We start from the raw sequence: 12,656 nt of genomic DNA on the forward strand, positions 1-12,656 counted from the left end.
TCCGGCGGATAGGCGGCATGCGTCGCATTGAACCCCGCCAGCACCCGCTCACGCTCGTCGCCGGTCAACAGCGGCAGACGGCTCACCGACTGCGTCTCGTCGGCCACCATGCCCTCGAGCAGTGTCACCCAATGCCCCAGCATCCGCTCCACCGTGCCGTGGTCGAACAGGTCCGTTGCGTATGTCACTCCACCGACGATTCCATCCTGCAGATCCGATACATACAGGGCGAGATCGACCTGCGCGGTCTGTTGCAAGGTATCGACACCGGATAAGGTCAATCCGGGCAAACGGTCGAGACCATCGCCACCAGGCGTATTGTTCAGCACCAGCAACACCTGGAACACCGGGCTATGCGCCAGGCTGCGTTCGGGCTGCAGCGCCTCGACGACCTGCTCGAACGGCAGATCCTGGTGCATGTACGCGTCCAGCGTCGTCGCCTTGACCTGCGCCAATAGCGCCGCCACGCTCGGATCCGCCGATAGGTCCACGCGCAGCGCGAGGGTGTTCACGAACAATCCGATCAGCGGTTCGATCTCGGCACGCTGGCGGTTCGCCACCGGGCTGCCGACGACGATGTCGTCCTGGCCGCTCAGCCGCGACAGCAACGCCGACCAGCCCGCGAGCATCGTCATGAACAAGGTGACGCCATGGCGCTGCGATAGTGCGCGTAAACGCGCGCTCAGGTCATGGGACAAGCGGATCGAGGCGTTGTTGCCTCGGTAGCTTTGCATAGGTGGGCGTGGGCGATCGGTCGGCAACTCCAGCAACGCCGGCGCACCCTTCAGACAGCGGCACCAGAAATCGAGTTGGCCCCGCAGGGCGTCGCCCTGCAGCCATTGCCGTTGCCAGGCAGCGTAGTCGGCATACTGGATCGGCAACGCCGGCAAGGGATCGGCCGCACCCTGGCAGAAGGCGGTGTACAAGGCGCTCACTTCGCGCACCAGCACGCCGGTCGACCAGCCGTCCGAGACGATATGGTGCAGCGTCACCAGCACTACATGTTCGTGCTCCGCCAACTGCAGCAGGCGGCCGCGTAGCAAGGGCCCGCGCGCCAGATCGAACGGTGTACGCGCTTCTTCGTCGCTGTGTTCGGCCACTGCCGCGGCTTGCGACGCCTCATCGAGATCGCCCAGGTCGTACTCGATCAACACGAACCCGATATCTGGCGGTGCGATCACCTGTTGCGGCTCACCTTCGACGCTAACGAACGTCGTGCGCAGGCTCTCGTGCCGCGCCACGATCCGGTCCAGGCTCGCCTGCAACGCTGTCCGGTTCAACGCGCCACTTAAGCGCAGCGCCGTGGGAATGTGGTACGCCGCGCCGGCGGCACGGTCGAGCTGATCGAGGAACCACAGCCGTTGCTGCGCCCACGACAACGGCATAGCGACACTGCGGTCGGCGCGTGGAATGGGCGATGTCGAGGCGAAATTGGAAACCAGCTTCGCGCGAGCGAGCTTGAGCAAACGTTCCCGTTCGGCAATCGAGAGCTTGTTGAGCGCTACCTGTTCCATCTTTCCATCATTCCTTTCAACAAATCGTCCAAGCCCTAATGAAGTCGCCGCCCATACGAACGCGGTGCATCAACGTCGCCCAACAACACCACACTCCTTTCTAAGCTTGGAAAATACGTGCCCTCGCCTGTCACCCAATCCGCGTATGGTCCATCGGTTTGCCTGCCGCCGCCCATCGCGCACCGTATCGGTTCCTCTCACTCGCGCAGCTCCGCTTCCTGCATCGATCCCAGCACCGTCAACAACTCGGCTTGATCGAACTGGGCGAACTGGCGATCGATGATGATGCTTGCCAGAGCAGACAACTGCGGGGTGACGAACACGTCGCGCAGGTCGATGTCGACCTGCAGGATTTCCTTGAGCCGCACCACGACGCGAACAGCGAGCAGCGAATGCCCGCCGAGCTCGAAGAAGTGATCATGACGGCCGACACGCTCGAGTCCCAGCAGCTCCTGCCAGACCTCAGCGATCGCCTGTTCCGCTTCGCCTTCCGGCGCTTCGTATATGCGGCTCGCCACAGCCGCCTGGTCCGGCGCCGGCAGCGCCTTGCGGTCCAGTTTGCCGTTGGGCGTCAGCGGCAGCGCGTCCAGCAGCACGCAGGCGCTCGGAATCATGTACTCGGGCAGATCCTGCAATAGCAGGTCGCGCAGTTCGGCGACGGGAAAATCCGCATTCTCTTGCCGCACCACGTAGGCGACCAGTCGCTTGTCGCCAAGCACGTCTTCGCGTGCGATCACCACCGCTTCGCGTACGCCTGGACACCCGGACAGCTTGGCCTCGATCTCGCCCAGCTCGACGCGGAATCCGCGAATTTTGACCTGCTGGTCGTTGCGGCCCAGGTACTCGATGCTGCCATTGGGCAGCCAGCGCCCGAGATCGCCGCTCCTGTACATGCGCGCATCCGGGTCGTCGGAGAACGGATCCTTCAGGAAGCGCTCCGCCGTCAACTCAGGACGGTGCAGATAGCCCCGCGCTACTCCCATGCCCGCGATGTAAAGCTCGCCGCACGCACCGGTCGGGACCGGCTGCCGCCGCGCATCGAGGATGTAGATCCGCGCGTTGCCGATCGGCTTGCCGATGTTAGGACGTTCTCCGCCGCCGTCGACGGCGGTCAATGCACTGTCGACCGTGCACTCGGTTGGGCCGTAGACATTGAAGAAGCGTGGCGTGATCGAGCGGCCCAGCCGCTGCCACGTATTGGCGGAGATGGCGTCGCCGCCAATCAGGACGGCCTTCGGCCGATACGTCGCATGCTCCAACAGGCCGGCCGCGAGCAGCGATTCCAGTTGCGCGGGGGTGCAATCGAACGCATCGATGCGGCTGCGTGCCAGGAACGCCAACAGCGCATCCGCGTCGGCGCGCACCTGCGCAGGAACGATCACGACGCAACGGCCGGACAGAAGCTGCAGCAGCGATTTCACCGATGCGTCGAACGACAGCGAGGCATTCAGGCCCACTCGATCGTGCTCGGCCAGCGCGCCGAAGATCGATTGCTCCAGTTCCATTCGCAGATTCATCACCGAGGCATGCTCGACCATCACGCCCTTCGGCTGGCCGGTCGAGCCCGAGGTGTAGATCACGTAGGCCAGATGCCGCGACGACAGCCCTGGAACGCTTGGATTGAGCGCATGTTCGTCGGGAGAGGTGTCGAAATCCACATCCAGCAGCAACAAAGGACATTGCTGCGATGCCTGCGCCGGCAAACGCTCGCGCTGGGAGGATTGCGTGAGCACCGCCGCCGGCCTGCTGTCGTCGAGCATATAGGCCAGTCGATCGGCCGGATACAGCGGATCCATCGGCACGTAGGCGGCACCGGCCTTCAGGATGCCGAGCACGCCAACCACCATCGCAAGGCTGCGCTCGGCGCAAAGCGCAATGCGATCATCCGCCTTCACGCCATGGGCGATCAGGCGATGCGCTACCCGGTTCGCGCGGCGGTTCAGTTCGCTGTAGCTTAACTGCTCGCCCTCGTATTCCAACGCGATCGCATCGGGTATTCGTGCGGACTGCGCTTCGAACCGTGCATGCAGCAGTTGGCCATGCGGATATTCCACGTGTGTCGCGTTGAACCCGCGCAGCACCTGGTCATGCTCTTGCGTTGTAAGCAGCGGCAAGCCGCTGACGCGCTGCGTGTCGTCGGCGACCATCGCCTCGAGCAGGGTGACCCAATGCCCCATCATTCGCTCGATCGTAGCGCGGTCGAACAACGCGGTTGCGTAGATCACGCTGCCGACCAGACCTTCGGGCGTCGCGATGAACGACAAGGAGAGATCGAAACGGGCGGTGCGCAGCGCGCTCTCCATCGACGACAATGTCAGCCCTGGCAAACGGCTCAGGTCGTCGTCGACCGGGGTATTGTTGAGCGTCAATGCGACCTGGAACAGTGCGTTGTGGCTCAAGCTGCGCACCGGCTGCAGCGTTTCCACCACCTGTTCGAACGGCAGGTCCTGGTGCGCGTAGGCTGCCAACGTCGTCCGCTTGATCTGCGCCAGCAGCTCGGCCACGCTCGGATCGTCCGACAGATCGACACGCAATGCCAAGGTATTGACGAAGAATCCGATCAATGGTTCGATCTCGACGCGCTGGCGGTTGGCCACCGGGCTGCCGATCACCACCTCGCCCTGCCCGCTCAAGCGAGACAGCAACGCCGACCAGCCTGCAAGCAATGCCATGAACAAGGTGGCGCCATGGCGCTGCGCCAGCGCATTCAGGCGGTCGCCGAGCGCAGGCGGCATGCTGACCTGCACGCTGTCGCCGTCGTAGCTGTGCACCGCCGGCCGCGGCCGGTCGGTGGGCAATTCCAACAAGGCCGGTGCGCCGGACAAATGCGCACGCCAAAAATCGACCTGTGCCTGCAGCACGTCGCCTTGCAGCCACTGGCGCTGCCACATCGCGTAGTCGGCGTATTGGATCGGCAGTGGCGGCAAGGGATCGTCCCTGCCTTGCGCGAAAGCGGTATACAACGCGCTGACTTCCTTCACCAGCACGCCGATCGACCAACCATCGGAGATGATGTGATGCTGCGTGACCAATAGCACGTGCTCGTGTTCGCCGAGTTGCAGCAGGCGGCCGCGAATCAAGGGGCCTGTCGACAGATCGAAGGGCGCGCGCGCCTCGCTGCCACTCAATTGGCGCACTGTCGCGGCCTGCGACGTCTCGTCCAGATCGCGCAGGTCGTGTTCGGCCAGCGAGAACCCGCTGTCGGCCGGTCCGATCAGCTGTCGCGGCTCGCCCTCGACGCTGACGAAGGTCGTACGCAGGTTCTCGTGCCGCGCGACGATCGCATCCAGACTTGCCCGCAGTGCGCTGCGGTTCAATTCGCCCTGCAACCGCAATGCGGCTGGAATGTGGTACGCCGCATCGGCCACGTGGTCGAATTGATCCAGGAACCACAGGCGTTGCTGTGCCCACGATAGCGGCAGCGCCTGGTCGCGGTCGGCACGCGCGATCGCGGTCTGCGACGACGCGCTGCCTTGGGCTGCGAGCGCGCTGAGTTGAGACAGCGTCGGTTGCTCAAAAACGTCGCGCAGCGCCACTTCCACATCCAGTACAGAACGAAGGCGCGTCACCAGTCGTACGGCTAGCAGGGAGTGCCCACCGAGCTCGAAGAAATGGTCATGACGGCCAACCTGCTCGAGTCCGAGCAGTTCTCTCCAGATCGCAGCGACGGCTTGTTCGACATCGCCTACTGGCACCTCGTAGTCGCGGCTCGCCACCGATGCGAGGTCGGGCGCGGGAAGTGCTTTGCGATCGATCTTGCCGTTGGCCGTCAACGGCAAGGCTGCCAAACCGACGAAGGCGCCCGGTACCATGTAATCCGGAAGTTCGCGCGACAGCCTTTCACGCAGATTCGCTGCACTCGGCGCAGCTTCGTCGTCCTCCGGAACCACATAGGCAACGAGCCGCTGGTCGCCTGACGCGTCCTCGCCGACGATCACCACCGCGTCGAGTACGCCTTTGCACGCGGAGAGTTTCGCTTCGATCTCACCGAGTTCGATACGGAACCCGCGGACCTTCACCTGGAAGTCGTTGCGGCCCAGATATTCCAGATCGCCTTCCGGCAACCAGCGCGCAAGATCGCCGGTCCTGTACATCCGCGCATGCGCATCGTCGACGAAAGGATCGGTAAGGAAGCGCTCCTCGGTCAAGTCGGGTCGGTTCAAATAGCCACGCGCGACACCTATGCCGCCGATATGGATTTCGCCGACGACGCCGACCGGCACCGGCGCGCCGTGCAAGCCGAGCAGATAGGTGCGTGTATTGGCGATCGGACGTCCGATCGGCACCACGTTGCGTTGGGGTTCGACCGTGCTTGCGTCGCTGACGAAGGTCGTGCAACCGACTACCGCCTCGGTGGGGCCATATTCGTTGACCACGATCGCGTTGGGCAGCACGCGGTCTCGGAAACGGGCCAGGCTATGCCTGGTCAGCTGTTCGCCGCCGACCACGAGCCGATGCGGCGTCGCGACGGGCGATGCCTCCACCAGGCTGGACAGCACGTCCAGGTGCGCCGGTGTGAGTTTGAACAGCCACGGTTCCGGCCGGCGGAGGTACTCCAGCGCCTCGAGCAGACACGCTTGTGCGTCTTCGGGAAGCAATGCGACCGGCTTGCCTGCGAGCCAGGGCGCGAGCAGCGTGGTCAGCGTCGCATCGAAGCCGAGAGGCGTCGCCACCACCGCGCCGCGAATGTCGTCAGGCAGATATGCAGCGTGCGCATGTGCGAGATAATTGACCACGCCCCGGTGCGGCACCATCACGCCCTTGGGCTGGCCGCTCGAACCGGACGTATAGATGACATAGGCCAGGTGCTCGGGAGTCAAGCCCGCCGCGGCAGCCGGATCGTGCTCCGGCTGCCGCGCGATCGCCGGTTCGTCGTCCATCACCACGACGCGGAGCAGGCTCATCGCCGGCAGGTCGTCCTCGATCGAGGCAAGCGTGAGCAACGCCAACGGAGGATCTTCCTTCAGAATGGCGGCCAGGCGTTCGGCCGGATTGGCAGGATCCAGCGGCACATAGGCGCCGCCCGCCTTCAATACGCCGAGCAGTCCGACTACCATGTCGATGCCGCGTTCCATGCAGATCGCTACCCGCGCATCGGGCTTGATGCCGAGTGTGCGTAGATAGTGCGCAAGTTGGTTGGCACGTCGGTTCAATGCGCAGTAACTCAGGCTGACTTCGCCGCACGTCAGCGCGACGGCATCGGGCCGCTGCCGAGCCTGCGCTTCGAACAACTCGTGTACCAGGCGATCGTGCGGGTAGCCCGTGCGCTCGCCGCTCGAGGCGGCCAACAGCTGTGCGCGTTCGTGCAACGGCAGTACCGCCAGGTGACGTATCGGCAACGAGGGCGTATCGGCGAGTGCCGCGACCAGCGAGGTCATCGCGGTTTCCAGGTAGCGCAGCAGGCGCGCTCCGTCGATGTCCGGCACGCACAGCACCGACAGCCCCAACGCCCGGCCCCAGTCCTCGACCGAGAGCGTCAGCGGATAGCTGCCGTGGGTCTTGCCCCTCGACACCACGCGGATGCCTTCCCACGCGGATGCCGATGCCGCGGCATCCTTGGCGATGCCGCTGCCGTCGTTGTACCGGTAGTTCAGCAACGCCGTGAACAACGGCAACCGCGACGGCACACCGCTGCAGCGTTGTGCGAGCGCCAGTGGCGCCTGTTCGTGCAGCAACAGATCGCTCAGCCGTGCATAGGCTTCGCGCACCGCCTCGGCCACGCTCAGTTGCGCCAAGCGCATCCGGATCGGCAGCGAATTGATGAACATGCCGACGACCTGGTCAGCCGTATCGGAACCCTGCAAACGGCCGGACAGGACCGTCCCGAACACCACATCGTCGCGCCCGCTGCATTCGGCAACTACCTGCGCCCAGGCGACGTGGAACAGCACTGCCGGCGTCACGCCATGCCGACGTGCGCTTTCGCGAACATCCAACGCCAGCGCGTCGCTGAACTGGAGAACGCTTTCCTGCTGCCTGCGCCCGTGTTCCTGCACGGCCGCGACGCCGAACGGCGAGGTGGGTTCGTCGACGTCGGCGAGCTGGCTGCGAAAGTATGCTTCGTGCTCGGATTCCGGTACCGCGCGAATCTGCGCGATGAAGTTGCGGTACGGCACCGCCGCCGGCAGATGGTCGCCCCGCCCCTGCAGCAGCATCTGGATTTCCGCCAGGATCAGATCCTGCGTAATGTGGTCGGAGGCCATGTGATGCAGCAGCAGTGCCAGCTGCCATTCGCCGCTGCGCGCATCGTGCGCCGTATACGCCGCCAGCATCGGCGCCTTGCGCAGGTCGAGGCGCAAGCGGCGCGGATCGGTATCGGCGAAGAATCTTGCCGAATCCGCAGCGCAGGCTATCGCGTCCAGCGCGGTCACCGGTAGCGGCGCGTGCCTGTGCACGACCTGGATGGGCTGGGACAAGCCTTCCCAGTGCACGGCGCTGCGCAGGATGTCGTGGCGATCGACCACCTGCTGCAAGGCGCCGAGGAAGGTCGCCATGCGCTGTTGGCTGTCGAAGCCGATCACCGTCCGCAGCAGATAGGTATCGCCCTCGTCTCCGATCAGATGGTGGAACAGGATCCCCTCCTGCAACGGAGCGAGCGGATAGATATCCTGGATATTCGCCAGCCCCCCCGGCACCAGGGCGACGAGGCCGTCGATCTCCTCTTGCGTCAGGCTCACCAGCGGCAGGAGTTCCGGCGTCAGCCGCGTCGTCGCGACTGTGAGCGGATTCGCTGGTGCGCTCGCGCGCTCGACCGCCTGCGCGCCATCGGCAAGCTGGTTTGCCAGCGCGTGCAGCATCGGCGTCATGAACACCATGCGCACGTCCGCGTTCAGGCCACGCCGGCGCAGACGCTCGATCAGGCGGATGACCAAAAGGGAATGGCCGCCGAGCTCGAAGAAGTGGTCATGCCGACCGACCCGCTCCAGGCCAAGCAATTCCCGCCAGACCTCGGCGATGACGCATTCGACGTCGCCGACCGGTGCCGCATATGCGCGGCTTGTGATCGACGCCGGATCGGGCGCCGGCAGCGCCTTGCGATCGAGCTTGCCGTTCGGCGTCAACGGGAACGCATCCAGCCGCACGAACGCGCTTGGGATCATGTAGTCCGGCAAACCCCGCGAGAGTTCTTCGCGTAGCGACGCCGCGGAAGGTTCCACGCCGTCGTGCGGGACCACGTAGGCGACGAGGCGCTTTTCGTCCGATGCGCCCTTTGCCGCGACCACCACCGCCTCGCGCACCCCGGCGCACTCCGACAGCTTCGCTTCGACCTCGCCAAGTTCGACCCGGAAGCCACGGATCTTCACTTGAAAATCGTTACGGCCCAGGAATTCGATATTGCCGTCTTCGAGATAGCGCGCGCGGTCTCCGCTCTTGTACATGCGGGCCGCAGGGCGGGAGCCGAACGGATCGTGCAGGAAGCGCTCGGCGGTCAATTCCGGACGGTTCAAGTAGCCGCGCGTCACGCCATCGCCGCCGATGTAGATCTCGCCGGCGACACCGATCGGCACCGGCTGCAGATGCGCATCGAGAATATAGATCTGCGTGTTCGCCAACGGCTTGCCGATGGTGACGCTGGCCATGGCCTGGTTGGACGTATCGTGGCGCACGTAGGCGGCCGTGCATGTCACCGTGGTCTCGGTCGGGCCGTAGGTGTTGATGAGTTGGACCGAAGGCGGCCGCAGCGCGTCCCATACCTGCAGTTTCTGCATCGACACGGCATCGCCGGTGACGTTGAACAGCCGCACATGCTGCAGCTGGCGATGCGCCTGTTCGGGATCGCGCTGCCATTCGGCGACCAGGGTATGCCAATGCGCCGCCGTGATGTGCACGACGCTGGGCGGAATCGCCTCATCGAGATCGGCGGCGCCGAAAATGTGGCTGGTCGGCGCGACGGTCGCACCGCCACACAAGGTCGGCAGGATCTCCTCGACCGACACGTCGAAATTCAGCGAATTCTGCTGCAGCACCGTGTCGCCAGGGACCAGACCGAACAGATCCACCGCGTCGACGACGTAATTGACCAGGCCGCGGTGCTCCACCATCACCCCCTTGGGCTGGCCGGTGGTGCCGGAGGTATAGATCACGTAAGCGAGGTTGCTGGAGGCGAGGCCGGGCACGGCTGGATCGTGATCGGACTGCGTGGCGAGCGACGCATCGGCATCCAACACGATGAGGGCCAGTTCAGTAGCGCTGGCGGCGATCGACCCCTCGGCGAGAGCGACGAGGCTGAACTGCGTCAGCAAGGCCTTCGGCCGGCTGTCGTCAAGGATGTAGGCGCGGCGATCGGCCGGATACGCCGGATCGAGCGGCACGTATGCAGCGCCGGCCTTCAGGATGCCGAGCATGCCGACGATCATCGTCGCATTGCGTTCGGTACAGATCGCGACGCGATCGTCGGGGCCGATACCCAAAGCGATCAGGCGGTGCGCGACTCGGTTCGCGCGGCGGTTCAAGTCGCCGTAATCGATGCGCTGGCCTTCGAATGCGATCGCGATCGCATGCGGCCGCTGCGCGGCTTGCGCTTCGAACAATGCGTGCACGGTCCGCTGATGCGGATAGTCGCGCCGGGTGGCATTGAATGTAATCAGTAGTTGCTCGCGCTCTTGCTCGGACAGCAGCGGCAGGCGGCTGACCGCGAGCGAGTCGTCGGCGATCATCGCCTCGAGCACCCTCGTCCAGTGCCCGAGCATGCGTTGCACCGTGCTGCGCTCGTACAGGTCCGTGGCATAGCCGATGCTGCCCGCCAGCCCGTCCGCGGTGTCGTTCAGCGACAACGACAGCTCGAATTGGGCGGTCTGCCGTTCCATGTCGATCCCGGACAAGGTCAACCCGGGCAAGCGGCTCAGACCATCTCCTGCAGGCGTATTGTTCAGCGACAGCATCACCTGGAAGATCGGGCTGTAACCGAGGCTGCGCTCCGGCTGCAGCGCTTCCACGACCTGTTCGAACGGCAGATCCTGGTGCTCGTAGGCGCCGAGCATGGTCGCCTTGACCTGCGCCAGCAGCGCCGCCACGCTCGGGTCGGCGGACAGGTCCACGCGCAACGCCAACGTGTTGACGAAGAAGCCGATCAGCGGTTCGACCTCGGCACGCTGCCGATTGGCGATCGGCGTGCCGACCACCACATCGTCCTGCCCGCTCATGCGCGCTAGCAAGGCCGACCAGCCCGCCAGCAAGGTCATGAACACCGTCACCCCATGGCGTTGCGACAAGGCGCGCAGAGCCGCGCTCACTTCGCGCGACAGGCGCACCGGCACGCGATCGCCACGGTAGCTCTGCGCCGCAGGCCTAGGCCGATCGGTCGGCAACTCCAGCAGGGCTGGAGCGCCGCCGAGGTGTTCGCGCCAGTAATCGATCTGCTGCTTCAGCACGTCGCCTTGCAGCCATTGCCGCTGCCACGCGGCATAGTCCGCGTACTGGATCGGCAGCGGCGGCAACGGATCGGCCTGGCCCTGGCTGAACGCGGCATACAACGCGCTGACTTCCTTCACCAGCACGCCGGTCGACCAACCGTCCGACACGATATGGTGCTGGGTGAGCAGCAGCACATACTCGTGCTCGGCCAATCGCAACAGGCGGCCCCGGATCAATGGCCCGCTCGCCAGATCGAACGGCGCGTTCGCCTCGGCCACGCCGAACTCGGCGATCGCCGCCGATTGCGCCGCGTCTTGCAGATGGCGCAAATCGTGATCGATCAAGGAAAATCCGCCGTCCGCGGCGGCGATCACCTGCCGTGGCTCGCCCTCGACGTTGACGAATGTCGTGCGCAGGCCCTCGTGGCGCGCCACGATCCGGTCCAGGCTCGCCTGCAAGGCGGTGCGGTCCAATGCACCGGTCAAGCGTATCGCCATCGGGATGTGATATGCCGCGCCGGCGGCATGGTCGAATTGATCCAGGAACCACAAGCGCTGTTGCGCCCACGATAGCGGGAGGGATTCGTTGCGATCGACGATGCGAATCGGCGGGACCGCCACCGCTTCCAGCTGCACGCCACCTCGCTGCTGTAGCCGTTGCAGCGCGACCGCACGTCGCAGTTGTTGCAGGGTCTGGCTCTGGTCAGCGCTCATCGTCACTATCGCTCGCTAGCATGGCGAGGAGTTCTTCCTCGGAAAGGTCGCTCAATTCGTCTTCTGCGGCTGCGACATCCGCGTCCGCGAAGCGCTTCAGCCGCTCGCAGACCACCACTTCGGCAAGCGCGGAGAACACTGGCTGCTCGAACAGCACCCGCAGCGGGACGTCGACGTGGAACTGCTCGCGGATGCGGATCACCAGCTGCATCACCAACAGCGAGTGCCCGCCCAGCTCGAAGAAATGGTCGTTGCGGCCGACACGCTGCAGATTCAGCAGCTCCTGCCAGATCGCCGCCATCCCTTGCTCGATCTCGCCCGCCGGCGCCTCGTAGGCGCGGCTCGCCACCGCGGCCTGGTCCGGCGCCGGCAGCGCCTTGCGGTCCAGCTTGCCGTTCGGCGTCAACGGCAAGGCCGGCAACAGCACGCACGCGCTCGGGATCATGTACTCGGGCAGGTCCTGCAACAGCTCCTCGCGCAGGCTCGCGATCGACAGCTCGGTGTGCTCCTGCGCGACCACGTAGGCGACCAGCCGCTTGTCGCCTTCGACGTCCTCACGCGCGATCACCACCGCCTCGCGCACCCCGGCGCAGCCGCGCAACTTCGCCTCGATCTCGCCCAGTTCGATGCGGAAACCGCGGATCTTCACCTGGAAATCGTTGCGCCCCAGGTATTCCAGGGTGCCGTCGGCACGCCAGCGGCCCAGGTCGCCGGTCCGGTACATCCGCGCCTGCGCGTCGTCCGAGAACCGGTCCTTCACGAAGCGCTCGGCGGTCAGGTCCGGACGGTGCAAGTAGCCGCGCGCCACGCCGACCCCGCCGATGTGGATCTCGCCGGCCACGCCCAGCGGCACCGGCTCGCCGCGCGCGTCGAGCAGGTAGATCCTCGCGTTCGCCAGCGGCTTGCCGATCACCGGCCCCGCCACCGACGCGCCGATGTCCTCGATCGTCGCGTCCACCGTCGCTTCGGTCGGGCCGTACATGTTGTGGAAGCGCACCACCGGCGAGGCCTTGAGCCGCTCCCACATCCCTGCCCCGATCGCCTCGCCGCCCAGCAGCACGTTGCGCGGGCGGTG

3 protein-coding genes are annotated in these 12,656 nt (G+C 65.3%); all 3 read right to left on the bottom strand.

Features of this window, described 5'->3' with window-relative positions; genetic code table 11:
• Positions 1 to 1,514: condensation domain-containing protein (locus VDQ83_RS18440; protein WP_455435992.1), on the bottom strand; the 1,514-nt coding region annotated here is incomplete at its 3' end.
• Positions 1,515 to 1,711: 197 nt separating this feature from the next.
• On the bottom strand, positions 1,712 to 11,581 hold the full coding sequence (locus tag VDQ83_RS18445; protein WP_455435993.1) for an amino acid adenylation domain-containing protein: 9,870 nt from the start codon (positions 11,579 to 11,581) through the stop codon (positions 1,712 to 1,714).
• Positions 11,571 to 12,656 (bottom strand): non-ribosomal peptide synthetase (locus tag VDQ83_RS18450; RefSeq protein ID WP_455435994.1); only part of this gene is annotated, 1,086 nt, incomplete at its 5' end. The genes VDQ83_RS18450 and VDQ83_RS18445, both read right to left, overlap by 11 nt.

This window comes from Xanthomonas sp. WHRI 7945 (genome assembly GCF_035026585.1).